General features: G+C 61.6%; 23 protein-coding genes. 13 read left to right on the top strand and 10 right to left on the bottom strand.

Translation table 11 applies throughout. The annotated features are described in order from the left end of the window. Positions 1–4: 4 nt before the first annotated feature. The 3 genes from C5L13_RS23990 to C5L13_RS23980 all read right to left on the bottom strand — a co-directional run bounded on the left by C5L13_RS23990 (position 5) and on the right by C5L13_RS23980 (position 4133). Positions 5–2188, bottom strand: a complete 2184-nt coding sequence (locus tag C5L13_RS23990) for an RNA degradosome polyphosphate kinase (RefSeq protein WP_245571455.1) — start codon at positions 2186–2188, stop codon at positions 5–7. A 71-nt stretch (positions 2189–2259) separates the two neighbouring features. Beyond that, positions 2260–2967 carry a DnaA regulatory inactivator HdaA gene (gene hdaA / locus C5L13_RS23985; RefSeq protein ID WP_105385786.1) on the bottom strand — a complete coding sequence of 236 codons (708 nt, stop codon included), beginning with the start codon at positions 2965–2967 and terminating at the stop codon, positions 2260–2262. Further along, complete coding sequence (locus tag C5L13_RS23980; protein WP_105385785.1) at positions 2964–4133, bottom strand: AI-2E family transporter; 1170 nt, start codon at positions 4131–4133, stop codon at positions 2964–2966. The genes hdaA and C5L13_RS23980 overlap by 4 nt, the downstream gene beginning before the upstream one ends. 182 nt (positions 4134–4315) lie before the next feature. Here C5L13_RS23980 and purM point away from each other — a divergent pair, with 182 nt between their 5' ends. Together purM and purN are read left to right on the top strand one after the other, a co-directional pair. After that, positions 4316–5389, top strand: coding sequence for a phosphoribosylformylglycinamidine cyclo-ligase (gene purM, locus C5L13_RS23975; RefSeq protein WP_105385784.1), 1074 nt, complete (start codon positions 4316–4318; stop codon positions 5387–5389). Further along, positions 5386–6048 (top strand): phosphoribosylglycinamide formyltransferase, encoded by a 663-nt coding sequence (gene purN / locus C5L13_RS23970; RefSeq protein ID WP_105385783.1) that lies wholly within the window; start codon positions 5386–5388, stop codon positions 6046–6048. Before purM ends, purN begins: the two co-directional genes overlap by 4 nt. Before the next feature lie 29 nt (positions 6049–6077). Here purN and C5L13_RS23965 read toward each other — a convergent pair whose 3' ends face one another. After that, a complete protein-coding gene (locus C5L13_RS23965; RefSeq protein WP_105385782.1) occupies positions 6078–6671 on the bottom strand; it encodes an NUDIX domain-containing protein in 594 nt (197 codons plus the stop codon). After that, complete coding sequence (locus tag C5L13_RS23960) at positions 6668–8806, bottom strand: molybdopterin-containing oxidoreductase family protein (RefSeq protein WP_105385781.1); 2139 nt, start codon at positions 8804–8806, stop codon at positions 6668–6670. The genes C5L13_RS23965 and C5L13_RS23960 overlap by 4 nt, the downstream gene beginning before the upstream one ends. Before the next feature lie 83 nt (positions 8807–8889). Here C5L13_RS23960 and C5L13_RS23955 point away from each other — a divergent pair, with 83 nt between their 5' ends. Next, positions 8890–9738: a 23S rRNA (adenine(2030)-N(6))-methyltransferase RlmJ gene (locus C5L13_RS23955; protein WP_105385780.1), complete on the top strand. Its 849-nt coding sequence runs from the start codon at positions 8890–8892 to the stop codon at positions 9736–9738. 6 nt (positions 9739–9744) lie between these two features. Here the strand turns inward: C5L13_RS23955 and C5L13_RS23950 are convergent, their stop codons facing one another. Beyond that, positions 9745–10710 carry a lysylphosphatidylglycerol synthase domain-containing protein gene (locus C5L13_RS23950; RefSeq protein WP_105385779.1) on the bottom strand — a complete coding sequence of 322 codons (966 nt, stop codon included), beginning with the start codon at positions 10708–10710 and terminating at the stop codon, positions 9745–9747. Between the two features lie 81 nt (positions 10711–10791). On the opposite strand from C5L13_RS23950, the gene C5L13_RS23945 reads away from it, so the two are divergent. Together C5L13_RS23945 and C5L13_RS23940 are read left to right on the top strand one after the other, a co-directional pair. Beyond that, positions 10792–11448 (top strand): ribonuclease T2 family protein, encoded by a 657-nt coding sequence (locus C5L13_RS23945; protein ID WP_105385778.1) that lies wholly within the window; start codon positions 10792–10794, stop codon positions 11446–11448. A gap of 19 nt (positions 11449–11467) precedes the next feature. Then, on the top strand, positions 11468–12064 hold the full coding sequence (locus tag C5L13_RS23940; RefSeq protein WP_105385846.1) for a glutathione S-transferase: 597 nt from the start codon (positions 11468–11470) through the stop codon (positions 12062–12064). Positions 12065–12123: 59 nt separating this feature from the next. On the opposite strand, the gene C5L13_RS23935 is transcribed toward C5L13_RS23940, so the two are convergent. Next, positions 12124–12762: an outer membrane protein gene (locus C5L13_RS23935; protein ID WP_105385777.1), complete on the bottom strand. Its 639-nt coding sequence runs from the start codon at positions 12760–12762 to the stop codon at positions 12124–12126. Between the two features lie 671 nt (positions 12763–13433). Here C5L13_RS23935 and uvrC point away from each other — a divergent pair. From uvrC to C5L13_RS23915, 4 genes are all read left to right on the top strand, one after another. Further along, positions 13434–15470 (top strand): excinuclease ABC subunit UvrC, encoded by a 2037-nt coding sequence (gene uvrC, locus C5L13_RS23930; protein WP_105385776.1) that lies wholly within the window; start codon positions 13434–13436, stop codon positions 15468–15470. Positions 15471–15650: 180 nt separating this feature from the next. Then, a complete protein-coding gene (gene pgsA / locus C5L13_RS23925) occupies positions 15651–16238 on the top strand; it encodes a CDP-diacylglycerol--glycerol-3-phosphate 3-phosphatidyltransferase (protein ID WP_105385775.1) in 588 nt (195 codons plus the stop codon). Then, positions 16235–16492 carry a molybdopterin converting factor subunit 1 gene (gene moaD / locus C5L13_RS23920; RefSeq protein ID WP_105385774.1) on the top strand — a complete coding sequence of 86 codons (258 nt, stop codon included), beginning with the start codon at positions 16235–16237 and terminating at the stop codon, positions 16490–16492. The genes pgsA and moaD overlap by 4 nt, the downstream gene beginning before the upstream one ends. 4 nt (positions 16493–16496) lie before the next feature. Further along, the gene (locus C5L13_RS23915; RefSeq protein WP_105385773.1) at positions 16497–16958 is read left to right on the top strand and encodes a molybdenum cofactor biosynthesis protein MoaE; all 462 of its coding nucleotides are present in this window, start codon (positions 16497–16499) and stop codon (positions 16956–16958) included. Positions 16959–16961: 3 nt separating this feature from the next. Here C5L13_RS23915 and C5L13_RS23910 read toward each other — a convergent pair whose 3' ends face one another. After that, positions 16962–17858, bottom strand: coding sequence for a branched-chain amino acid ABC transporter permease (locus C5L13_RS23910; protein WP_105385772.1), 897 nt, complete (start codon positions 17856–17858; stop codon positions 16962–16964). Between the two features lie 64 nt (positions 17859–17922). Here C5L13_RS23910 and C5L13_RS23905 point away from each other — a divergent pair, with 64 nt between their 5' ends. Continuing rightward, a complete protein-coding gene (locus C5L13_RS23905) occupies positions 17923–18471 on the top strand; it encodes a CGNR zinc finger domain-containing protein (RefSeq protein ID WP_105385771.1) in 549 nt (182 codons plus the stop codon). Beyond that, positions 18471–18971 (top strand): hypothetical protein, encoded by a 501-nt coding sequence (locus tag C5L13_RS23900; protein ID WP_105385845.1) that lies wholly within the window; start codon positions 18471–18473, stop codon positions 18969–18971. Before C5L13_RS23905 ends, C5L13_RS23900 begins: the two co-directional genes overlap by 1 nt. A 75-nt stretch (positions 18972–19046) precedes the next feature. On the opposite strand, the gene ndk is transcribed toward C5L13_RS23900, so the two are convergent. Continuing rightward, positions 19047–19469, bottom strand: a complete 423-nt coding sequence (gene ndk, locus C5L13_RS23895; protein ID WP_105385770.1) for a nucleoside-diphosphate kinase — start codon at positions 19467–19469, stop codon at positions 19047–19049. An 81-nt stretch (positions 19470–19550) separates the two neighbouring features. Then, the gene (locus tag C5L13_RS23890) at positions 19551–20240 is read right to left on the bottom strand and encodes a glutathione S-transferase family protein (protein WP_105385769.1); all 690 of its coding nucleotides are present in this window, start codon (positions 20238–20240) and stop codon (positions 19551–19553) included. A 226-nt stretch (positions 20241–20466) separates the two neighbouring features. Here C5L13_RS23890 and C5L13_RS23885 point away from each other — a divergent pair, with 226 nt between their 5' ends. Both C5L13_RS23885 and abc-f read left to right on the top strand, forming a co-directional pair. Next, a complete protein-coding gene (locus C5L13_RS23885) occupies positions 20467–21495 on the top strand; it encodes a GGDEF domain-containing protein (protein ID WP_105385768.1) in 1029 nt (342 codons plus the stop codon). 79 nt (positions 21496–21574) lie between these two features. Beyond that, the gene (abc-f, locus tag C5L13_RS23880) at positions 21575–23458 is read left to right on the top strand and encodes a ribosomal protection-like ABC-F family protein (protein WP_105385844.1); all 1884 of its coding nucleotides are present in this window, start codon (positions 21575–21577) and stop codon (positions 23456–23458) included. Positions 23459–23481 lie beyond the last annotated feature (23 nt).

Genomic DNA, 23481 nt, shown 5'->3' with positions numbered 1-23481 from the left:
TTGCCTATTTCTTGCGTCCCGACATTACGCCGGCAATCAGTTTCGGAGCACTTGATTTCAGAGCTTCACCGCGCCCGGAAAGGCTCGGATTGGTCATGAAATAGTGCTGCGCGTTAAAAGGTTCCTCGCCCTTGCGCACTTCCATGCGCCGCGACGTGCCGTCGGGCAATATCTCGTAGCTTTGCTGGTTGTCAATCAGATTGCCCAGCATGATCTGCGACAGGACCTGCTCATGCACGGTCGGGTTCAGGAGCGGCACGAGCGTCTCGACACGCCGGTCGAGGTTGCGCGGCATCATGTCGGCGGAGCCGATATAGACGAGCGCCTTGTCGGACGGCAGGCCATAACCGTTGCCGAAGCAGAAGATGCGGCTGTGCTCGAGGAACCGGCCGACGATCGACTTAACGCGGATGTTGTCGGAAAGCCCAGGCACCTGCGGGCGCAGGCAGCAGATGCCGCGCACCACCAGATCCACTTCGACACCGGCCCGGCTCGCCCTGTAGAGCGCGTCGATGATTTCCGGATCGACGAGCGAATTCATCTTCATCCAGATCGCCGCCGGCTTGCCTGCCTGCGCGTGGCAGATCTCTTCCTCGATATGCTTCAGTATGCGCGCGCGCAGCGTATAGGGCGAAACCGCAAGCTTCATGCTTTCCGCCGGTTCGCCGTAGCCGGTGATGAAGTTGAAGATGTTCGCCATGTCATGGGCGATCTTCGGATTGCATGTGAAGAAGGAAAGGTCGGTGTAGATCTTTGCGGTGACCGGGTGATAGTTGCCGGTGCCGAGGTGGCAATAGGTCCTGAGCTTGCCGTCCTCGCGGCGCACCACCATCGACATCTTGGCGTGGGTCTTCAATTCGATGAAGCCGAAAACCACCTGAACGCCGGCGCGCTCCAGATCGCGCGCCCAGCGGATATTGGCCTCCTCGTCGAAACGGGCTTTCAGCTCGACCAGCGCCGTCACCGACTTGCCCATCTCGGCCGCGTCGATCAGGGCTCGGACGATGGGGCTATCGTTGGAGGTTCGGTAGAGCGTCTGCTTGATGGCGAGCACGTCCGGGTCGCGCGCTGCCTGCAGAAGAAACTGCACAACCACGTCGAAAGACTCGTAAGGATGGTGGACCACCATGTCCTTTTCCCGGATGGCCGCGAGGCAATCGCCGGCATGTTCGCGGACGCGTTCGGGAAATCGGGCATTGTAAGGCTCGAACCGCAGGTCTTCGCGCGGCGCCTTGGCGATTTCCGAAAGCGTATTCAGCGCCAGAAGGCCCGGCAGAACAGCCACGCGGTTTTCCGGTACTCCCAGTTCCTGCACGACGAACTGGCGGAGCGAGGCGGGCATCTCCGAATCGGTCTCGATGCGGATGACCTTGCCTCGGCGGCGGCGCTTCAGCGCCGTCTCGAAGAAGCGCACCAGGTCTTCGGCCTCTTCCTCCACTTCGATATCGCTGTCGCGGATGATGCGGAAGGTGCCGGCGCCCTTTACCTCGTAGCCGGGGAACAGCCTGTCGGTAAACATGCCGACCACATCCTCAAGCGTGATGTAGCGGATCGTGGCGCCGTCGTCCGGCAGCCGAATGAAGCGATCGAGCGTCGTCGGCAGGCGCAAGAGCCCCGTCATCGGCTCCTTGCCGTGCTTGCTGTGAAGCTGCAGGCCCATCGAGAAGCCGAGATTGGGAATGAACGGAAACGGGTGGGCCGGATCGATCGACAGCGGCGTCAGGATCGGGAAGAGCTCCGCGTCGAAGGAATTGGCGAGCCACGTACGATCCTCCGGAGCAAGCGCCGCCGGCCGCACGACCAGAATGTCTTCCTTGGCAAGATATTGTTGCAGCACCGCGAGCGATGCCTGCTGTTCCATCTGCAGGTTGCCGATCTCCTGCAAGATCGCATCGAGCTGTTCGACCGGCGTCTTGCCGTCCGGACTGCGCACGGCAATCCCCTGACGCACCTGCCCCTCGAGGCCCGCAACGCGGACCATGAAGAATTCGTCGAGATTGGTCGCCGAAATGGAAAGGAAGCGCACCCGCTCCAGAAGCGGATGGGCGGTGTTCAACGTTTCTTCCAAAACGCGGCGGTTGAACTGGAGCCAGGAGAATTCACGGTTGATGAAGCGATCCGGGCTCAGCAGCAATTGATCGGCGGCATTTGCGGCCATCGGCTCGGTTTGCTGCGTTTCCGTTGTCATCGAATCCATCTTATAAACCTCCGCTAACCCTTTGGGTTCTCGATCCAAGTTCCGCGACCACGGTGTCACAGTCAATCGCCGGAGCCTGAATTTCCAAAATCGTTGAGCACTTCCGCGGCCATGGGCCGGGTGATCCGGGTGCCGCGGGCAAGCGCCAGACGATCCAGCCGGTCGACGATCGCCTGAGCCGCCCCGAGCGAACGCTCCATGCGGTTGACGATGTAGCCGACCAGCTTGTCATCGATATAAAGCTGCCGGTCCGCGAAAAGTTTCACGATAACCTGCGCCAGCAGTTCCTCGTCCGGTTCGCCGATCTCCACGACCGTAGCCGCTTTCAGGCGCGACTTGAGGTCGGGCAGCGTCACGCCCCAGGACATCGGCCAGAGCCGCGACGTCATCAGCAGGCTATGGCCGTTCTCCCGCACGCTGTTGATCACGTGGAAGAGTTCGGTCTCGTTGAAACCGCGCCGCTCCGCATCTTCGAAAAGCACCGGGCCGGCGGCGGCAAGTGCGGCTGCATTCGAACCAGCCACCGGGTGAATGTCGGCGGCGCCGGCCTTCTCGCGCCAGATATGGGCAAGGTGCGATTTACCTGATCCCACCGGTCCCGCGAGCACCACGACAGGCGATGGCCAGGCCGGCCATTCGTCGACGATCGCGACGGCCGCCGCCAGCCGCTCGGAGACCAGGAGGTCATCCCGGCCTTTCGCCGCATCATGGGTGAATTGCAGCGGCAACTGCTCGTTTTTCCGCCGCTCGCGTTCGCTTGTTTCTGTCATTGGTCTTTCGGTGCGCCGATCTGCGCGTCGTTTCCGCTGTGCTCCAGCACATGGGGCGGTGGCTCGTCCTGCCAGGGAAGCGTGGCCGTCCGGCCGTAATAGATGTCGCTGTCAAGATACCGCGACAGGGCGAAGCGGACAAGCACGCCGACGACGGCTGCAGCCGGCACGGCGATCAGAAGACCCACGAAGCCGAACATCGCGCCGAATGCAAAGAGCGCGAACATCAGCCAGACGGGATGCAGCCCGACGCTTTCGCCCACCAGCTTCGGCTGCAGAATGTTGCCCTCGACAAACTGGCCGACAAAGAAGACGCCGGCGACCGCCAGTATCCACGGATAATCCGGCCAGAACTGCACCAGCGCGACGCCGACCGAAAGCACCAGCCCGATCAGAGAACCGATGTAGGGAATGAAGCTGATCATGCCGGACACGAAGCCGATCAGAAGCCCGAAATTGAGACCGACGATCGACAGGCCGACCGCATAGAAGATGCCGAGGATGAGGCAGAGCGAACCCTGGCCGCGAATGAAACCGGCGACCGATTCATCCATTTCCCGGGCGATCCGGCGCACGGTATTGACCTGGTCGCGCGGAATCCAGTTGTCGACCTTGGACACCATCCGATCCCAGTCGAGCAGGATATAGAAGGCGACCACAGGCGTGACGATCAGCAGGGAAACCACGTCGACAATCGCCTTGCCGGAATTCCAAATCTGACCGAGCAGCGATCCGATAAAGCCGGCACCCTGGCTCAGCACTTCGGAGAAATTCTGTTTGATCGTCTCGATCTGGCTGCCGACCCAATGGGGCAGGAAGGAGGTTTCGGGGCTGGAGATGATCTGCTGCAACTGCGAGATATAACCCGGCAGCGCAGCGGCAAATTCGGTGAACTGGTTGATGATGATCGGGATCACCAGCATCAGCGACAGCACGAAGACCAGCACGAAGCAGACCAGGATCACCACCGTCGCCATCAGGCGGCTCAGTCCGCGCCGCTCCAGCCAGTCGGCCACCGGATCGAGAAAATAGGCGAGCGCCATACCCGCCACGAAGGGAAGCAGGATCGAGCGGAAGAACCAGAGAAAGACGACAACGACCGAAAGCGCACCGATCCAGAAAAGGATGTGGCGTCTGAGGTTTGCACCGTTAACATGGTATGGCATCGCCGCTCCCTTCAAGCGTGACCGGGGTCGCCGACAGGGATAGGATGCCCGCGCCCGCGTGGTCAAGAGTTCGATCGCAGTGCAGCGAGCCTGTGAAAAGCCTTCAAAACTGCGCCCAACGCTTGCATCCGGCGTCATGTCGTGCAATTGCGGGCCGCTATGACGATCATTGGAGACGGACGATGAGCGAGGCGGGCAAGAACGGTCTCACCTATAGCGATGCCGGTGTCGATATCGATGCGGGCAACCTCTTGGTCGAAAAGATCAAACCGGCGGTGCGCTCCACCCGCCGCCCCGGCGCGGACGGCGAGATCGGCGGCTTCGGCGGCCTTTTCGACCTCAAGGCCGCAGGCTTCACCGATCCGATCCTCGTTGCCGCGAATGACGGCGTCGGCACAAAGCTGAAGATCGCCATCGACGCCGATTTCCATGACACCGTCGGCATCGATCTCGTTGCCATGTGCGTCAACGATCTCGTCGTGCAGGGCGCAGAGCCCCTCCTCTTCCTCGACTATTTCGCCACCGGCAAGCTCGATCCCGACCAGGGCGCTGCGATCGTCACCGGCATTGCCGCCGGCTGCCGCGAGGCGGGCTGCGCGCTGATCGGCGGCGAGACGGCCGAAATGCCGGGCATGTATTCCGACGGCGATTACGATCTCGCAGGCTTTGCGGTGGGCGCTGCCGAGCGCGGCCAGTTACTGCCGGTCGGAGACATCGCCGCCGGTGACCTTATTCTCGGCCTCACCTCTTCGGGGGTCCATTCGAACGGCTTCTCGCTGGTCCGCAAGATCGTAGCGCTTTCCGGCCTCGCCTGGGATGCGCCTGCCCCCTTCCGTGACGGCATGACTCTGGGTGAAGCGCTCCTGACGCCCACCCGCATCTACGTGAAGCCGCTCCTGAAGGCGATCCGCGAGACCGGTGCGCTGAAGGCCTTGGCGCATATCACCGGCGGCGGTTTCCCGGAAAACATTCCGCGCGTGCTGCCGAAGAACCTTTCGGCCGAGGTCGACCTCGATTCCATCCCCGTGCCGCCCGTATTCTCCTGGCTGGCCAAGACGGGAGGCGTGGAACCCAAGGAAATGTTGCGGACCTTCAACTGCGGCATCGGCATGATCGTCGTGGTCGCCGCCGAGAATGCGCAGGCCGTCAGCGACATTCTGCGGGCGGAAGGTGAAGTGGTCGTGCCGCTCGGCCGCATGGTCGATCGCCCCGAAGGCGGCGCCGGCGTCATCTATCAGGGCACGCTCGGTCTATGATCGGGACGCCGCGCAAACGCGTCGCCGTGTTCATCTCCGGCGGCGGCTCCAACATGCTCTCGCTCGCGGATGCCTGCGCCGCACCGGACTTTCCCGCCGAAATCGTCGCCGTCATTTCCGATAAGGCTTCGGCCGGCGGACTTGCCAAGGCGGAAGCGCGCGGCATCAAAACCTTCGCCTTCGAGCGCAAGAGCTTCGCGAGCAAACAGCATCACGAGGCGGCAATCCTTGCGGCGCTGGATGAAATCCGGCCCGACATTCTCTGCCTTGCCGGCTTCATGCGGCTCCTATCCGGCGATTTCATCAGCCGCTACGAGGGCCGCATCCTCAACATCCACCCTGCCCTCCTGCCGCTTTTCGCAGGCCTGCATACGCATCAGCGAGCCCTCGATGCCGGCATGAAGATCGCCGGCTGCACCGTGCATTTCGTAACGGAAGGCATGGATGAAGGCCCGATCCTCGCCCAGGCCGCCGTGCCGGTACTTGCCGGCGACACGGCCGAAACACTCGCCGCCCGCGTGCTGACCGTCGAACACAAGCTATACCCCCTGTCGCTGAAGCTCTTGGCCGAAGGTAAGGTGCGGATGGAGGGTGCGAAGGCTGCATTCTCCGACCTGCCGGAGACGGACCAAGCAAAGCTCATCTCGCCGGCTCTCTAGCTTTCTCGGTACGCCGAACGCCAGCTCAATCAGACTGATAGTTTGGCCCGATTGATCACCGCCCATTGCAGCAGCATTATCGTCTTGGCGTCGCAGATTTCACCGCTTTCGATCATCGCAACGGCTTCGTCGAGCGGCAATTCCAGAACCTCGATGTCCTCGTGCTCGTCTGCCACTCCCCCGCCTCCATTGACGCGGTCGGAGATATCAATCGGGGCGAAGAAGAAATGGACGTGTTCCATGATCGCGCCCGGCGACATGAAGGCCTTGAACAGGAAACGCACGTCGCGCAGACGGTAACCCGTCTCCTCCATCGCCTCCCGGCGGATCGCATCCTCCGGATGATCTTCGTCGAGAAGGCCGGCCGGCAGCTCGATCAGCCAGGCGGGCTCGCCGGCAAGATAGGCCGGCAGTCGAAACTGCTTCACCAGCACGACCGTATCGCGCTTGGGATCATAAAGCAGAATGCATGCCGCCGGCGTGCGGTGATAGATCTCGCGGTGCAGCCGGTGGGTCTCGCCATTCCTGTCGGTGTAATCGAGCTCGTAGTTGGCAAGCCGCGTCCAGCCATCCGACAGCGTCTTTTCGCTGACGATTTTCACCCGATCCCCCGTATCCGTCATGCGGCGTCCCTGCGAAGCCAAACCTTGTTGTCGTGGAAAGCGGCGCCGCCATAGGGCGCAACTGCGTCGGCGCCGGTCAGCACGTTGATGCCCTCGCCGTCGAGATGCGCCTTGTTCGGCCACAGCCCTTCGGCAATCAGTACGCCGGGGCGCGCTCCGGGCACCAGCCGCGCATGCAGGCGGATTTCGCCACGCATATTGCCGAGACGGACGATATCGCCGTCGATGATGCCTAGCCGCGCCGCATCGGAAGGTTCGATCATCACCTCCGGCCGGCCTTCCTTCTGGATCGAGCTTTTCGTTTCCGCGAAGGTGGAATTCAGGAAACTGCGCGAGGGCGAGGTCGCGAGCCGGAAGGGATGCGCCTCGTCCACCACCTCGATCACGTCGACCTGATCGGGAAATTTCGGCAGCTCCGCCACCGGCCCCATGGCGCCGAGATTTTTCGGCGGCTTGTTGGGCGACGGACCGTTCGCCCAGTCCGGGCTGAAACGGAACTTTCCATCCGGATATCCGAAGCCCTTCAGATAGTGGGCGGTCTCGAAATCCGGCTGCGCGTCGATCCATCGATCGCGCTTCAGCTCGTCGTAACTCGACCAGCCGCTCGCCTGCAGCAGGCGGTCGATATGCTCGCGTTCATCGAGGCCGAAACCGGCGTAGTGATCGACGCCGAGGCGCTTTGCCAGTTCCTCGATGACGAAGAGGTTGGTGCGTACCGTTTCCGGCGGCTCGACAAGCTTCGGCCCGAGCAGGATGTGGTTCTGGCCGCCGGCCCGGTAGATGTCGTCGTGTTCGAGGAACATGGTGGCCGGCAGCACGATGTCGGCCACATTTGCCGTATCGGTCATGAACTGCTCGTGCACGGCGACGAACAGGTCGTCACGCATGAAGCCTTGCCGCACCAACCGCTGTTCCGGCGCAACGTTCATCGGATTGGTGTTCTGGATCAAAAGGGCGGTCACCGGCCCGCCATATCGCAAAGCTTCGGCATCGCCGGTCAGCACCCTGCCGATCTGGGACTGATCGAGCTGGCGGATATCCGGATCGGCGTAGGCGGTGCCCATCAGCTCCGACTTTTTGAGCCGGAAAATGTCGCCGTTGTTGTGGAAGGCGCCGCCGCCTTCGTATTGCCAGGAGCCGAGCACGGTCGCGATCGACAGCGCCGCATGCATGGAAACGGTGCCGTTGCGCTGGCGCGCAAACCCGTAGCCAAGCCGGAAGAACGTCTTTTTCGTCGTGCCGACAAGGCGGGCGAAGGTCTCGATCTCGTCAACCGAAAGACCCGTGATCGCGGACGCCCATTCCGGCGTCTTCGTCTTCAGATGCGCCTCGAGGCCGGCCGGATCGTCGGCGTATTTCTCCATATAGGCGCGGTCGGCATGACCGTCGCGGAAGGCGATATGCATCACTGCGCAGGCAAGCGCAGCATCGGTGCCGGGCCGCAGCACGAGCGCCATGTCCGCCTGCTTCATGGTCGGGTTGTCGTAGATGTCGATGACGACGATCCTGGCGCCGCGCTCCTTGCGGGCCTTCACCGCGTGGGTCATCACGTTGACCTGGGTGGAGACCGCGTTGGTGCCCCAGATCACCACGCAATCGGACTTCGCCATCTCACGCGGATCGGGACCGCGAAGCGCTCCGGTCCCCATCACATAGCCGGTCCAGGCCATGTTGGTGCAGATCGTCCCGAAGAAGCCCGAATATTTCTTGGCGTGCCGCAGCCGCTCGATCGAATCGCGCTGCACCTGCCCCATCGTGCCGGCGTAGAAGTAGGGCCAGACGGCTTCCGAGCCGTGCTTGGCTTCCGCCTTGACGAAGGCATCGGCAATCTCGTCGAGCGCCGCCTCCCAGGAAACCTCTTGCCAGCTTCCCTCGCCCTTCCGGCCCCTGCGCCGCTTCGGCACCATCAGGCGACCTGGATGGTAGATGCGCTCGGAATAACGAGCAACCTTGGCGCAGATCACCCCGGCGGTATAGGTATTGTCAGCCGAGCCGCGCACCCGGCCGATGCGGCCGTCGGGCGTGAGGTCGACATCCAGTGCGCAGGCGGACGGACAGTCGTGGGGACAGACGGTATGGCCGACCTTGGTCGGCGCAGCGGCGGTTTTCGCGGTGATCGGGGTCGCAACGTTCATGGCTTTTCTATATTGCATGCTAGGCCACGCAAAAAGCGCGATTTGGCGCCCATCAAATTAATTCACGCGAGACAGCAGCGACGATGAACTACCGGCATATCTATCACGCGGGCAATTTCGCCGATGTCCTGAAACACGCGGTGCTGGCGCGGCTGATCCGCTATGCGCAGAACAAGGACAAGGCGTTCCGCGTGCTCGATACCCATGCCGGCATCGGGCTTTACGATCTTTCCTCCGAAGAGGCGCAAAAGACCGGAGAATGGCGCGACGGCATCGGCCGGCTGATGGAGGCCGAGTTGCCCGCAAGAGTATCCGAACTGCTCGAGCCCTATCTGATGGCGGTGAAGGAGCTGAACCCGAATGGCGGGCTGAAGCTTTATCCCGGCTCCCCGAAGCTCGCGCGGATGCTGTTCCGCCCGCGGGACCGGCTTTCTGCGATGGAGCTGCATCCGGAAGACTTCAACCGCCTGCACAACCTCTTCGAAGGCGATTTCCAGGTGCGGGCGACCGAACTCGACGGCTGGCTGGCGCTCGGCGCGCATCTGCCGCCGAAGGAGAAGCGCGGCATCATCCTCGTCGATCCGCCCTTCGAGGAAGAGGGGGAATATACACGGCTCGTCGGGGGGCTCGCCACGGCCTGGCGCCGTTTTCCCGGCGGCACCTACTGCCTCTGGTATCCGATCAAGAAGGGCGCGCCGATCAAGGCTTTTCACGAGGAACTGCAAGCGCTGGAAATCCCGAAGATGCTCTGTGCCGAACTTACGGTGAAGAGCGACCGGGAAGCGACCGGCCTGTCCGGCTCCGGGCTCGTGGTCGTCAATCCTCCCTTCACGCTGAAGGACGAGCTGCACGCAATCTTGCCGGTACTGAAGGACATTCTGGCGCAGGACCGGTTTGCCTCCCAGCGTGCCTTCTGGCTCCGCGGCGAATAGTCGGCTTCAAGAGTTTTCCCGCTTGCCGCGCTCCATGTCGGGCAGATGCTCGATCTTCCACCGCGACCGTTCGAACAGCAGGACTACCACCAGCGCCATCGCGAACGGGATGAGCAGGTAGAAGAGCCGGAAGATCAGCAGGGCGGCGATCACGTCGGCCTGGTCCATGTCCGGCAGTCCCATGATGAAGACGAGCTCGAGCACGCCCAGCCCGCCCGGCGCATGGGAGATGAGTGCGGCCGAAAAGGAAATCAGGAAGATGCCGAGGACGATCATAAAGCCCGGATTTCCCGTCTCGGGCAGCGCGAAATAGATGATTCCGGCCGCCCCTATGAGTTCGACCGGGGCGATGAGGAGTTGCGGCAGCACGACCGGCGGCGCGGGATAAAATATCTTCAGCGAGCCGATCTGAAGCGGCCGGAGCTTCATGAAGCTCGCCGCGACATAGAGCGCCACCAGCCCGAGCAGCACATATCCCGTCGCCGCCGATGCCTCCAATGGAAGGAGGTCGCCGAAACGACCCGTGACTTCGGGCTCGATGATCAGCACGATACCGGCGAGAAAAAGCGTGCCCAGAATGAACGTGAAGGAGCAGACTGCAATCAGCACGCCGATCTCAGCGGGCGTCAACCCCTTGGCGGAATAGGCCCGATATCGCACCACCGCTCCCGACACGACGGACGCGCCGATATTGTGAGAGAGCGCGTAGGTGGTGAAAGAACAGAGGGTGATGAAGAGCCAGTTCACCTTGCGGCCGAGATGCATCAGCGCGATCCGGTCATAACCGGCGAGCGCGGCATAGGCCAGCAATGTGGACAAACCACACAGGATCCAGTTTCCCGTCGAGATGGCGTCGAAGCTGTCTGCCAGCTCGTCGAGCGACAGGCCGCGAAGTTCCTGGTAGAGAAACCTTGCCGAAACGACGATGGTTATGGCGCCGACCACAGGCCAGAAGTACTTCTTGAATTTCATTCCGATATTGCCGTTCTTCCCACCCCTGTTTAAATCAACACCGTTAAGGCTTCGGTCGCATATTCATTGCAGGGGGTACCTTTGGCCGATCAACTTCGCCGGCGCGCTTTTAGTTGCTTCCTCGCCTGTTTTCTTGCCGTCGCTCCGGCCGCGGCGCAGGATAGAGCGGGAAAATTCGATTTCTACGTTCTGTCGCTCTCCTGGTCGCCGACCTTCTGCGCCACGCAAAATGGCGGCCGGAACGAGCAGCAATGCGGTGGAGATGAGGATTTCCGCTTCATCGTGCATGGGCTCTGGCCGCAATATGAAAAAGGTTATCCCGATTTCTGCCAGACACGCGAACCGCAGCGCGTGCCGCGCTCACTCGGTCAAACCATGTTCGACATCATGCCGTCGATGGGGCTTGTCGGCCATCAATGGCGCAAGCATGGAAGCTGCACGGGCTTGAACCAGGGCGAATATTTCGCCAAGGTCCGCGAGGCCTTCGGGCGCATCCGCCTGCCATCCGATCTCTCCCGCGGCGAAACCTCGGTCACCGCCTCAGCCGACCAGATCGAGGACCGATTCGTCGCTGCGAACCCAGGTTTGAGTCGCAGGGGCATCGCCACAAGCTGCGAGGGAAACCGGTTGGAAGAAGTGCGCATCTGCCTGACAAAGGACCTGTCTTTCCGCGATTGCCCGGAAGTGGACGGCGACGGCTGCAAGATCGGCCAGATCACCCTGCCTCCCGCTCAATGATTTCAAAAGAGGATCAATGATGAAGCTATTATATTCGCCGGCCTCCCCCTATTCCGCCAAAGCACGGATGGCCGCCCGTCATCTGGGCATCGAGATCACCGAGGTGAAGACCGATACCAACGCCAATCCGCCGGATCTCATCGACAACAATCCGCTCGGCAAGATCCCGGTGCTGATCCTAGACGGCGAGCCGCCGGTCTACGACAGCGTCGCAATCATGCACTATCTCGACCGTCTTTCGGGCGGAAAGCTCTATCCGAAGAAGGATGCGAAGCGCACCGAGGTCGAAGTTCTGGAAGCCTTGTGCGACGGAATCATGGATTGCCTGCTGGCGATCATCTACGAGCGTCGTTTCCACCCGGAAGACAAGATCCACCAGCCATGGATCGACAAGCAATGGGAAAAGGTCGTCCGTGGTCTCGATCACCTGGAAAAGAACCTGCCGAAGACCGGCAAGAAGCTGAATGGCGGCCATTTCGCGCTCGCGGCGCTGATCGGCTATCTCGACCTGCGCTTCAACGGGCAGTGGGCCGAGGGCCGTCCGGAACTCGCCTCCTGGCCGGACATTTTCAGCAAGCGCTTTTCGCATTACGGCGAGATGAAATCGGTCGGCTGACAACAAAAAAGCCCGGACCGAAGTCCGGGCTTTTCCCCAGCCTGTAAAGGCTTCGAAGCTTAGAACTTGACGCCGATACCGACCTTGACGCTGTGATCGTCGTAGCCCTTGGAAACCGAACCGGAGTCCAGACCGTAACGTTCCGCAGCGAAGTCCGTGTAGCGGTATTCGACACGAGCGGTGATGTTGTTGGTGATGAGAGCTTCCGCACCAGCACCGACCGTATAACCGACTGAGGTCTTGTTTTCCGACGAGGTTGCGTCGCTCAGTTCGTTGTCCTGCAGAGCCACACCACCGGTACCGTAGATCAGGAAGGGGTTCAGGTCGTAACCGACGCGAGCGCGAACCGAGCCGTTCCAGCCGGCCTTGCCTTCAAAGCCTTCGATCGTGGTGTTCTTTTCGCCGTTGTAGCCGACATCGGCTTCAACACCGTAAACGATCTGGCCGGACTGCCAGTTGTAGCCGGTGTAAGCACCGCCGCCAAACGCGCCATCGCGATCGCCAGTACCGCCGAAGCGGCCCCAGTCGTAAGAACCATAACCACCGAGGTAGAAACCTTCCCAGGTCGCGACCGGTGCCGGCTCTTCGACGGCTGCCGGAGCCTGCGGAATCTGGTCGACGGCATCAGCGGCATTGGCCGCGGAGATGGCGATGAAGCTGGCTGCCGAGGCCATCAGAGTTGCGATGAGAGTACGCATACATTTTCTCCTTTTACTGCTGTGCCGGGTCCGTCGCGACCAAATGCTGCGACGGCTTTGTTCCCTGCCCGCTGAGGCCGAATGTGGATGCGAATTGAGGAAATGAAAGAGCCGAAATGTGAATTGATTGTGGCGTGCAAAAGGCCGAAATTGGATGTTGCTGTATCGCAACATGTATATCATTAACCCTACTTATTCATTAATTTAACTATATACATCTTAAGCTCAATTAATTACTTCTTAAACCGAAAGAACTTCTCGGTCAATAGACCTTCCCTGCGCCGGCTCTACGGCCAAGACGCCGCATTTTCAACTTCTATCCTTAGAACAGCAGAGACAAAGGCACGAAAAACCTGCCGTCTGCACTGCAATAATGACCGAACGCATGAGTTTCATTTCCAGGTGCGCAGGCAAAGTAGGCGCCTGTTGCCAGATTCCTGCCTCAAACAACCGCCGCCTTCCGGGTCGCTCGTCGCTACCGCCCCAAAGGCTCGGACGGACGTCCGTCACTTCCCAAACAGAAGGCGAGTCACTATCTCTGCCTTGGGACCCGATGCCGGGTCGCCCACCCCGCCCGCAAAACTTTGACAAGCTGCCGATCACGGGCTCATGGTTCGAATCGGCGATGGCCAGCGACCGGCTCCGTTCCGGCATCTGGCGGAGACTTTGGAATGAATGGAACGAAGCTGCCGGATGGCGGCGTTCTTTATGACGAGACGGAAGAGGATGACGACGACGCTCCGGTGAGCGAGCCCGTCGAAGGGATCGTTGCGTCCGTCGACTGGAACGAGGCTCTCAAGAACGAGAGCGGCCTCAAGGGCGCCGAACTGATCGCCGAATTCGTCAAGCATCTGCCCAATGCGCCCGGCGTCTACCGCATGTTCAACGAGGCGGCCGACGTCCTCTATGTCGGCAAGGCGCGCAGCCTGAAGAAGCGCGTCGGCAACTATGCCCAGGGCCGCGTCCATTCCAACCGCATCGCCCGCATGGTGCGCGAGACGACGCATATGGAATTCGTCACGACGCGGACGGAAACCGAGGCGCTGCTGCTCGAGGCGAACCTGATCAAGCGCCTGCGCCCGCGCTTCAACGTGCTACTGCGCGACGACAAGTCGTTTCCTTATATCATGATCACCGGCGATCACCGGGCACCGGCAATCTTCAAGCATCGCGGCGCCCGCGCCCGCAAGGGCGATTATTTCGGCCCGTTTGCCTCGGCGGCCGCGGTCGGCCGCACGATCAACTCGCTGCAGCGCGCCTTCCTGTTGCGCACATGCACCGACAGCGTCTTCGAGACCCGCACCCGCCCTTGCCTGCTCTATCAGATCAAGCGCTGTTCCGGCCCCTGCACCCACGAAATCAGCGACGAGGGTTATGCCGCGCTGGTGAGCGAGGCGAAGGACTTTCTCTCCGGCAGGAGCCAGAACGTCAAGGCGGCGATCGCGAGACAGATGGCGGAAGCCTCCGAAGATCTCGATTTCGAACGCGCGGCCGTCTATCGCGACCGGCTCGCCGCGCTGTCGCATGTCCAGAGCCACCAGGGCATCAATCCGGCTGGCGTCGAAGAGGCGGATATCTTCGCCATCCACCACGAAGGCGGGCTCTCCTGCATCCAGGTCTTCTTCTTCCGCACCGGTCAGAACTGGGGCAACCGCGCCTATTTTCCGAAGGCCGATCCGCAGCTTTCTCCTGCGGAAGTCCTCAACGCCTTTCTCGCCCAGTTCTACGACGACAAGCCGGTGCCGCGGCAGATCCTGCTTTCCGAGACTGTCGAGGAACAGGAACTGCTCGCCATGGCCTTCTGCGAAAAGGCCGGTCACAAGGTGGCGATCTCGGTGCCGCAGCGCGGCGAAAAGAGAGACCTCGTCGATCATGTCCTGGCGAATGCCCGCGAGGCGCATGGCCGCAAACTCGCCGAGACGGCTTCGCAGGGGCGGCTTCTCGCCGGCTTTGCCGAGACCTTCGCCCTGCCCTATGTGCCGCGCCGGGTCGAAATCTACGACAACTCCCACATCATGGGCACCAATGCGGTGGGCGGCATGGTGGTGGCAGGGCCGGAAGGCTTCGTGAAGAACCAGTACCGCAAGTTCAACATCAAATCGACCGACATCACCCCCGGCGACGACTTCGGCATGATGCGGGAGGTGATGACGCGCCGCTTCTCGCGGCTGATCAAGGAAGAGGGCCTGCCCGACCGCAATGGACCCCCGGCAACCGCTGAGGATGCGGCAGATGCCGCCTTCCCCGCCTGGCCGGACGTGATCCTCATCGATGGCGGCCAGGGGCAGATGACGGCCGTGCGCGCCATTCTCGACGAGCTCGGCATCCGCGACGTCGTGACGGCGATCGGGGTCGCCAAGGGCGTCGATCGCGAGGCCGGCCGCGAGCGTTTTTTCGCGGATGGAAAGAGCGACTTTTCGCTGCCACCCCGCGATCCGGTGCTTTATTTCATCCAGCGGATGCGTGACGAGGCGCACCGTTTCGCCATCGGCTCGCATCGGGCCCGCCGCAAGAAGGAAATGGTCCGCAATCCGCTGGACGAGATTTCCGGCATCGGACCCGGCCGCAAACGCAAGCTCCTGCAGCATTTCGGCACGGCGAAAGCGGTTTCGCGCGCAGGCCTTACGGATCTGATGGCGGTGGAGGGCATTTCCGAAGCCGTGGCAAAACAAATCTACAATCACTTCCACGAGAATCGCGCCGGGTGAGGAAGGGCGGCGCAGCCGACGAAACGATCCGCTGAATCGTTTCGGATGACGAACACCCCGCGCCAAAGCGAAGGGCAGGTCGTTGCTCTGCCGCAATCCTTTTCAAAAAAGCCGCGAAGGCATGTTGACGGGCGCGGCTTCAGGCATCAACTAGGAAGAAATCGAGCTAACAGGTCGTCCATGGCTTCCCGCGCATACAACATCCCCAACCTGCTCACCTATGCGCGCATTCTGGCCGTGCCCGTCATCGTCCTCTGCTTCTTCATCGAGGGCCGGCTGGAAAGCTCGGATTTCGCCCGTTGGGCAGGGCTGACGATCTTCGTGATCGCCTCGCTCACCGACTATCTCGACGGCTATCTCGCCCGTATCTGGAACCAGACGTCGAATATAGGACGGATGCTCGACCCGATCGCCGACAAGCTTCTCGTCGCTTCCGTGCTGCTCCTGATGGCCGCAGACGGGACGATCGCGGGCTGGTCGCTCTGGGCGGCAATCACCATTCTCTGCCGCGAAATCCTCGTTTCCGGCCTGCGTGAATACCTCGCAGCGCTGAAGGTATCGGTGCCAGTGACGCGCATCGCCAAATGGAAGACGACGATCCAGATGGTGGCGATCGCCTTCCTGCTTGCCGGCCCCGCCGGTGACAAGATCATGCCCTACATTACCGAAATCGGCATCGCGCTTCTGTGGATTGCCGCGATCCTCACCTTCTACACGGGCTACGACTACTTCAAGGCCGGCCTGAAACATCTGGTGGACGAAGAATGAGCACCAAACTCGTCTATTTCGCCTGGGTGCGCGAACGCATCGGCAAGCCGGAAGAGGAAATCACCGTTCCGGCTGATGTCGTCACGGTACGGGATTTGCTGAATCATCTGAAGAGCCTGGGCGAGGAATACGAGAACGCGCTTCAATATCCGGAGGTGATCCGGGTAGCGATCGACCAGGAGCATGTCGAGCATTCGGAAAAGATCGCCGGCGCCCGGGAGATCGGCATTTTCCCTCCTATGACCGGAGGGTGAAACGGTGATCGTCGAGCCGCGGATCCAGGTGCAGAGCCAGGATTTCGACCTCCAGTCCGAGATCGACACCGTTACGGCCGGCCGCAAGAACATCGGCGCGGTGGTCACCTTCAGCGGCCTTTGCCGCGACGAGCACGGCGCGCTTTCGGCGCTTGAACTCGAGCACTATCCCGGCATGGCGGAGGCCGAAATGCGCCGTATCGCCGAGATCGCCATCGAACGCTTCTCGCTCTTGGGTCTCACTGCCGTCCACCGCTACGGAAAGATCATGCCGGGCGAGAACATCGTGCTGGTCGTCGCCGCCGCGCCCCACCGGCAGGCGGCCTTCGATGGCGCGAGCTTCATGATGGATTTCCTGAAGACCTCCGCCCCCTTCTGGAAGAAGGAACACGCAGCGGACGGCACGGCCCGCGACTGGGTGGCCGCCAAGGATGCCGACGACACCGCCCGCGACAAGTGGCGCTGATCTCTAGGGTATTGCCCGTTCCCGCCGGCTCATCACCAGGACCATGACCAGCATGGCGACGACCACCAGGTCGCGCCAGACGATCGGTCCATAGCCGCTCCAGAGCGTTTCGGCAAAGCCGATGACGGCGGCGCCGACGGCCGAGCGCAATGGGTTGGAATGGCCGCCGGCGGCAGCGATCAGCACCACCTTCAGCCCGAACAGCAAGCCCGCGCCAAAATCCATCGTGCCGTAGTGGGAGGTCGCGAGTACGCCGCAGACCGAGGCGTAAAGTGCTGCAGCCGCATAGGAGACGACGAAGACCAGCGAGGAATTGGTGCCGGAGAGCTCTGCCGCCAGCGGATCGTCCGCGACCGCCCGCCAGACGCGGCCCCAACGGGTATGGGCGAGCACCAGATACCCAAAACCGATCATCGCCAGCATCAGTGCGAAATTGATGAGTTGGATCAGCGTCAGCGCCACCGGGAAATCGTCGCTCCGCCAGAAAACCACCGAATTGTTGAGGAAAGGCGGCAGCCAGAGTTCGCGCGTGTTCGAGGCAAGCCTTGCTCCCTCCATCAGCACCATCAGCACGCCGAGCGAGGCGACGATCACCGCATTCGGCGAAATCCTTGCAAGCGGCCGCATGACGAATTGCCCCGCCACCACTCCCGCTCCGAGGCCGCCGGCCAGCGCCGCCACGGCACCGAGGCCAAGTGCTGCGGGAAAGACCAGCCACAGCTGGTTCCAACCGAAATGGGCAAATATCAGATAGATATGGCCCGAAAAGGCGAAGATCGCGCCGTAGGTGATATCCGCCCGCTTGGTCACGGCAAAGGCGATGGAGTAACCGAAGGCGAGCGCCGCATAGAGCGCAGCCAGCGGAAAGGCATTCGCCAGTTGCTGCAACAGATAGGCCATGGATCCTTCCTCAATCCAAGCTAATATAACTGGTAAAATGCCTTTAGCCAGTTATAATGACGGCATGAATTTTTCATGGACCCCGCACCGTTTTGCCGGAGGCGCTCTGGCGCTCGATGTCGCCAACAGCGTCATCCTGCGCTTCGACCCCGCGCGCAGCGTCGACCGTTTCGCAGAAGAGAAGCAGATGGACGCTTTTGCCGAGGCGACAAGCGCCTTTTCGGCCGAGCGCGCCCTGTTCGGCCAACTCTCACCGGTGCCGCCCGCAAACCGCGAACCTTTCCTGACGTTGCGAGAGGCCATCGACCGCTATTTTCGCGCGCGCGTTCAGGGGGATGACGGGTACGGCCTCCTGGCCGATCTGCTTGAAGCCACTGCAGCCATCCTGCGCCGTGCAGAGAAAGGTGCGCTCGAAGCGGCCACCGCCCATTCCGCCCTTCGGCTTCTCGCGAATGAAGAAATCACCCGGCTGAAGATCTGCGGTAATTGCGGCTGGCTGTTCGTCGATCGCAGCAAGAACCGCAGCCGCACATGGTGCGACATGACCGTCTGCGGCAACCGGGCAAAGGCCAGCCGCCACTATCGCCGAAAAAAGAAGGAGGCTGCACCATGATGCGCCGGCTGATCAGCTGCGGTCTCGCCGTGCTTCTGCTCGCCGCCTGCCAGCGCGAAGCCGAACAGCAGCTTGCCGAGCTTTCCGGGCGGATCTTCGTCTTCAACTACCGCGTGGCGACGGCGAACTACCTGGTGACGCTGAGACGAATTGGCACTTTGCCCGAGGGTGGATCTGTCGAGGCGGAGTTCGAAAACCCGCGAGGCGGAAACCCGCTGACCATCCGGGAAAAGCTGTTTCCGATGATGGAGAAGATCTCGCTCGCCAGCCCGCCGATCGAATGCGTCCGGCAGGACCGGCCCTATGCGGTAAAAATCCGCCTTCTCGACAGCGACGGCACGCCGCTCCAGACGATCGAAACCACCGTCACATCGAATGTCGATCAAAGCATATTGCCGGCAAAACCGCTGGTGGTCGGCCCGGGTTATGATCCGAACCCGGAGGTGTTCAAACCCGATGGCAGCGCCGATTATTCGCCGGTCGCCGATTGCCCTGCCTGAAGGTTACGCAAACCGGGCATGAAAAAAGCCGGAGCTTTCGCCCCGGCCTTTTTCTCGAGCTCTGCCTTGCGTCAATCAGCCGACGATTTCGGTTTCGGAGAACCAGTAGGCGATTTCCTGGGCAGCGGTTTCCGGAGCGTCGGAACCATGGACCGAGTTTTCGCCGATCGACAGTGCGAAGGTCTTGCGGATAGTGCCTTCGTCAGCGTTGGCCGGGTTGGTAGCACCCATGATTTCGCGGTTCTTGAGGATGGCGTTTTCGCCTTCGAGAACCTGAACGACGGTCGGGCCGGAGGTCATGCCTTCGACGAGTTCGCCGAAGAACGGGCGTTCCTTGTGGACGGCGTAGAAGCCTTCGGCTTCGCGCTTGCTCATCCAGACGCGCTTGGAAGCGATGACGCGCAGGCCGTTGTCCTCAAACACCTTGGTGATGGCGCCCGTCAGGTTGCGCCTGGTGGCATCCGGCTTGATCATCGAAAACGTGCGTTCAATCGCCATTGTTGTAATCCTTTATCGCCAACGGAAAGTGGGCGGTCTTTACCCGCCCCTTTCGCTGGAAACAAGGGGGTTCGGGCAATTTCACGCGGCTGTCACACGCCGCCCCGCCCCGTCATGCAGGTCCAGGCAGCGCTCGAACCAGCGTCCGACGGGATCATCGTCCTTGAAGACGTCCGCGCCGGCGGTGATGCGCATCCACTGCAGAGCGCCAAAGAGGATGTAGTCGGCAAAGAGCGGGGCATCGCCGCCGATGAACTCCTGATACTTCAGCGTATGGCGGATCGGCTCGAGCTTTGCAGCGAAGGCGTCGATCTCCGTGGAGCGCCCGGCTTCAATCTCCTCCAGGGTTTTGCCGAGGCGCGCCTCGCGGGTCTGGCGGAAATAGACCCGGTCGGTGTCACCCAGCATGTCATGGATGTTCTTCACCGCGATCTTCGTGATCGCCGTATGGATCACCAACTGCGAGAAGCCCTCGACGAACCGGGCCAATGCCTTGCCGCCCTCGCCGCCGAACAGCGTCGGACGGTCCGGATAGGTGTCCTCCAGGTAAAGCGCGATATCGAAGCTGTCGCGGATCAGTTCGTTGCCGTCCCTCAGGATCGGAACGGTCTTTGAAAATCCGCTCTCGACCTTCGAAATCTCGGTAAACGGCATCGGCTTCTCGATGAAATCCAGACCCTTGTGATGGAGCGCGAGCACGATCTTCCAGCAATGCGGAGAAAACGGGCGCGTTTCGTCGGCACCGCAGAGGGAATAGAGGATTCGTGTCATGTTTGGCTCCTGTGTCAGAGATGGCCGGATATTGAAAGCAAAGACCCGGAAGAATCCAGTCAGGAAATTTCATGAATGGCATCACGGAGATCGTCGGGCCGCTCGCATCGTCCATTCTCTCTTAACCCTGAAAGCAGAGGCCGTGCCGTTCTTCAGCGGATGTTAAACGGCACGCGTCATGGCTGGACTTGGTATCGAATAACCCGATCGGATCTTGGGGCAAGATATGACGAGCGAAGTCAGCAAGGCGGTGCGTGACCGGACCCTGCAGGTGGTGAGCCAGCACATGGCGAAGCTGGAGGTGAGCGGCCTGCCGCGCAATTACGAGCTTTTTCACGAGGCTTTGTCCGGCGCCGATGCGGCGCTCTCCCGCGAGGTGCTGGCACTGCCGCTCGCACCTTCCCAAACACTGCTCGATGAAATCGGTCTACGGTATCAACTGCCGGGCTTTGTCGCGCTTGCGCCTGCCAGGTCGCGCGATCACGAGATCAATCTGCTTCGGGACCTGCGGGAAAAGATGACGAGCGGCGTCACGCAGAAGCAAGGCTTCACGCGCGTGCTGGAAGCCGTCGCCCGCAGCCTTCGCGAAGACAGCAATGCCGGACCGATGGATATCCTTGCCGAGATCGAATATCTGAGCGTTTCCTTGTCGGATGCCGTCGTCGCGGAAACGGAACTCGAAGCCGTGCTCAAGGCGGGCGTCGATCGGCTCGTCACTTCGGAGCAAAAAACCGCCGCCGCCCGGGCGATCACCCTGCGGGATCGTCTTACCGCCCTGCCGAACCACGCCGCTTTCGCCGAGCGCCTGGAGACGCTCTATGGAGCAGAGGCCGACAGACGCGACATCGCCCTTTTCCTGGTCACCATCAACGACCTGCCGGACATTGCCCAGACCTATGGTGAGCCGGCCGCCAACCGCATCGTGAGAAAAGCCGCCTCGATTTTCCGCAAGGCGATCAAGAAAAACGACTTCCTTGCCCGCATCGGCAAGGGGGATTTCGCCTTCCTGTTTAAGGATGTCGGCCGCGACAGCGTGCATCCCATTGCCGAACGCCTCGCCGCGTCCATTGTCGACAACCTCGTCTTCGCGGTGTCGGACAGAGCAACGGCGACGCTGACGCTTTCGATCGGCGTTGCGCTCACCGGCGACGCCTTCTCGCCGCAGCAACTGCGCCTGCAGGCAACCGTAGCGCTCGATAGTGCGAAGGCGAACGGCCGCCCGGCAGTTTTCATGCCCGATCAGGCGAGCCGCTAAGATCCCCGTACAGAACCCATGACGACAGATGCTTGCGGCCGTCTTGCCTTCACAGGCAGTTTCGGCCAAAACCGCCGCCATGATCACGATTACCGACCTTTCCGCCCGTATCGCCGGGCGCCTCCTCCTCGACAATGCCAGCGTGACGCTTCCGGCGGGCGCGAAGGCCGGGCTTGTCGGCCGCAACGGCGCCGGCAAATCGACACTCTTCCGGGTGATCACCGGCGACCTCGCTGCCGAAAGCGGTTCGGTGACCATTCCGAGGAACGCCCGCATCGGCCAGGTCGCGCAGGAAGCGCCGGGCACGGAGGACTCGCTGATCTCGATCGTGCTCGCCGCCGACAAGGAGCGCACCGCGCTTCTCGATGAAGCCGAAACCGCGAGCGATCCACACCGCATCGCGGAAATCCAGATGCGGCTCGTCGATATCGACGCGCATTCGGCCGAAGCGCGCGCGGCAAGCATTCTTTCCGGCCTCGGCTTCGACCATGACGCCCAGCACCGCCCTGCCTCCTCCTTTTCCGGCGGCTGGCGCATGCGCGTGGCGCTCGCCTCGGTGCTCTTCGCCGAGCCCGACCTTCTGCTCCTCGACGAACCGACCAACTATCTCGATCTCGAAGGCACGATGTGGCTCGAAGACTATGTGCGGCGCTATCCGCACACGGTCATCATCATCAGCCACGACCGCGACCTCCTGAACAACGCGGTCAACTCGATCGTCCATCTCGATCAGAAGAAGCTCACTTTCTATCGCGGCGGCTACGATCAGTTCGAACGGCAGAAGGCCGAGGCCGACGAGCTGCAGATGAAGGCGAAGGCCAAGAGCGATGCCGCCCGCAAGCACATCCAGAGCTATATCGACCGCTTTCGCTACAAGGCCTCCAAAGCCCGTCAGGCGCAAAGCCGGATCAAGGCGCTGGAACGGATGGGTACCGTTTCCGCCGTGGTGGAAGACCATGTCCAGCCGATCACTTTTCCGGAACCGGAAAAGCAGCCCGCCTCGCCGATCGTCGCGATCAGCAAGGGCGCGGTCGGCTATGCGCCCGGCAAACCGATCCTGAAGAATATCGGCCTCAGGATCGACAACGACGACCGGATCGCCCTGCTCGGCTCCAATGGCAACGGCAAGTCGACCTTCGCAAAGCTGGTTTCGGGCAGGCTGGAGCTCGAAAGCGGCGAGATCAAGCTCGCGCCGAGCCTGAAGATCGGTTTCTTCGCGCAGCACCAACTCGACGACCTGATCCCCAATGAATCACCGGTCGACCATGTGCGCCGGCTGATGCCGGAAGCCCCCGAGGCCAAGGTGCGCGCTCGTGTCGCGCAGATGGGCCTCGCCACCGAAAAGATGAACACCGCCGCCAAGGACCTCTCCGGTGGCGAAAAGGCACGCCTTCTGATGGGGCTCGCGGCCTTCCACGCACCGAACCTCCTGATCCTCGACGAACCGACCAACCATCTCGACATCGACAGCCGCCGGGCGCTGATCGAGGCGCTCAACGACTACAACGGCGCCGTCATCCTGATTTCCCACGATCGCCACCTGATCGAGGCGACCGTCGACCGGCTGTGGCTCGTCAACGAGGGCACTGTCAAAACCTTCGAAGGCGACCTCGAGGAATACCGCGACCTGATCGTCTCTGCGGGACGCAAGAAGGACGAAAAGGCGCAGGCCCCGGACGAGCCTGCCTCCAAGGCCGACCAGCGCAAGGTCAATGCCGAAAAACGCGCCTCGCTCGCGCCGCTCAGGAAAAAGATCAACGAAATCGAATCCTTGACGGCCAAGCTGGAGAAACAGATTCAGGCTCTTGATAAAGAGCTTGCGGATCCGGCGCTCTACGACAAGTCGCCCGCAAAGGCCGCACAGAAGGCCAAGGAACGATCCGACGCGGCGGCGAAACTTGCGGCGGCGGAAGAGGAATGGCTGATGCTCTCGTCGGATTATGAAGAGGCGATGGCGGGCTGAACCTTGTCCACCTCATGAATATA

Source organism: Neorhizobium alkalisoli, assembly GCF_002968635.1.
In the GTDB taxonomy this organism is placed as follows: Bacteria; Pseudomonadota; Alphaproteobacteria; order Rhizobiales; family Rhizobiaceae; genus Neorhizobium; species Neorhizobium alkalisoli.
The sequence above is the reverse complement of the archived record's forward strand: the minus strand, read 5'-3'. Positions and strand labels throughout refer to the sequence as shown.

What these genes read in the sequence shown, in the direction of transcription:
- C5L13_RS23900 (WP_105385845.1), top strand. Translation starts at nt 18,471, where the DNA reads ATGCGCCGGCTGATCAGCTGCGGTCTCGCCGTGCTTCTGCTCGCCGCC.
- C5L13_RS23980 (WP_105385785.1), bottom strand. Translation starts at nt 4,133, where the DNA reads ATGCCATACCATGTTAACGGTGCAAACCTCAGACGCCACATCCTTTTC.
- C5L13_RS23910 (WP_105385772.1), bottom strand. Translation starts at nt 17,858, where the DNA reads ATGGCCTATCTGTTGCAGCAACTGGCGAATGCCTTTCCGCTGGCTGCG.
- C5L13_RS23940 (WP_105385846.1), top strand. Translation starts at nt 11,468, where the DNA reads ATGAAGCTATTATATTCGCCGGCCTCCCCCTATTCCGCCAAAGCACGG.
- C5L13_RS23960 (WP_105385781.1), bottom strand. Translation starts at nt 8,806, where the DNA reads ATGAACGTTGCGACCCCGATCACCGCGAAAACCGCCGCTGCGCCGACC.
- abc-f (WP_105385844.1), top strand. Translation starts at nt 21,575, where the DNA reads ATGATCACGATTACCGACCTTTCCGCCCGTATCGCCGGGCGCCTCCTC.
- hdaA (WP_105385786.1), bottom strand. Translation starts at nt 2,967, where the DNA reads ATGACAGAAACAAGCGAACGCGAGCGGCGGAAAAACGAGCAGTTGCCG.
- moaD (WP_105385774.1), top strand. Translation starts at nt 16,235, where the DNA reads ATGAGCACCAAACTCGTCTATTTCGCCTGGGTGCGCGAACGCATCGGC.
- C5L13_RS23955 (WP_105385780.1), top strand. Translation starts at nt 8,890, where the DNA reads ATGAACTACCGGCATATCTATCACGCGGGCAATTTCGCCGATGTCCTG.
- C5L13_RS23950 (WP_105385779.1), bottom strand. Translation starts at nt 10,710, where the DNA reads ATGAAATTCAAGAAGTACTTCTGGCCTGTGGTCGGCGCCATAACCATC.
- purN (WP_105385783.1), top strand. Translation starts at nt 5,386, where the DNA reads ATGATCGGGACGCCGCGCAAACGCGTCGCCGTGTTCATCTCCGGCGGC.
- C5L13_RS23965 (WP_105385782.1), bottom strand. Translation starts at nt 6,671, where the DNA reads ATGACGGATACGGGGGATCGGGTGAAAATCGTCAGCGAAAAGACGCTG.
- purM (WP_105385784.1), top strand. Translation starts at nt 4,316, where the DNA reads ATGAGCGAGGCGGGCAAGAACGGTCTCACCTATAGCGATGCCGGTGTC.
- C5L13_RS23905 (WP_105385771.1), top strand. Translation starts at nt 17,923, where the DNA reads ATGAATTTTTCATGGACCCCGCACCGTTTTGCCGGAGGCGCTCTGGCG.
- C5L13_RS23885 (WP_105385768.1), top strand. Translation starts at nt 20,467, where the DNA reads ATGACGAGCGAAGTCAGCAAGGCGGTGCGTGACCGGACCCTGCAGGTG.
- C5L13_RS23990 (WP_245571455.1), bottom strand. Translation starts at nt 2,188, where the DNA reads ATGACAACGGAAACGCAGCAAACCGAGCCGATGGCCGCAAATGCCGCC.
- uvrC (WP_105385776.1), top strand. Translation starts at nt 13,434, where the DNA reads ATGAATGGAACGAAGCTGCCGGATGGCGGCGTTCTTTATGACGAGACG.
- C5L13_RS23935 (WP_105385777.1), bottom strand. Translation starts at nt 12,762, where the DNA reads ATGCGTACTCTCATCGCAACTCTGATGGCCTCGGCAGCCAGCTTCATC.
- C5L13_RS23890 (WP_105385769.1), bottom strand. Translation starts at nt 20,240, where the DNA reads ATGACACGAATCCTCTATTCCCTCTGCGGTGCCGACGAAACGCGCCCG.
- ndk (WP_105385770.1), bottom strand. Translation starts at nt 19,469, where the DNA reads ATGGCGATTGAACGCACGTTTTCGATGATCAAGCCGGATGCCACCAGG.
- pgsA (WP_105385775.1), top strand. Translation starts at nt 15,651, where the DNA reads ATGGCTTCCCGCGCATACAACATCCCCAACCTGCTCACCTATGCGCGC.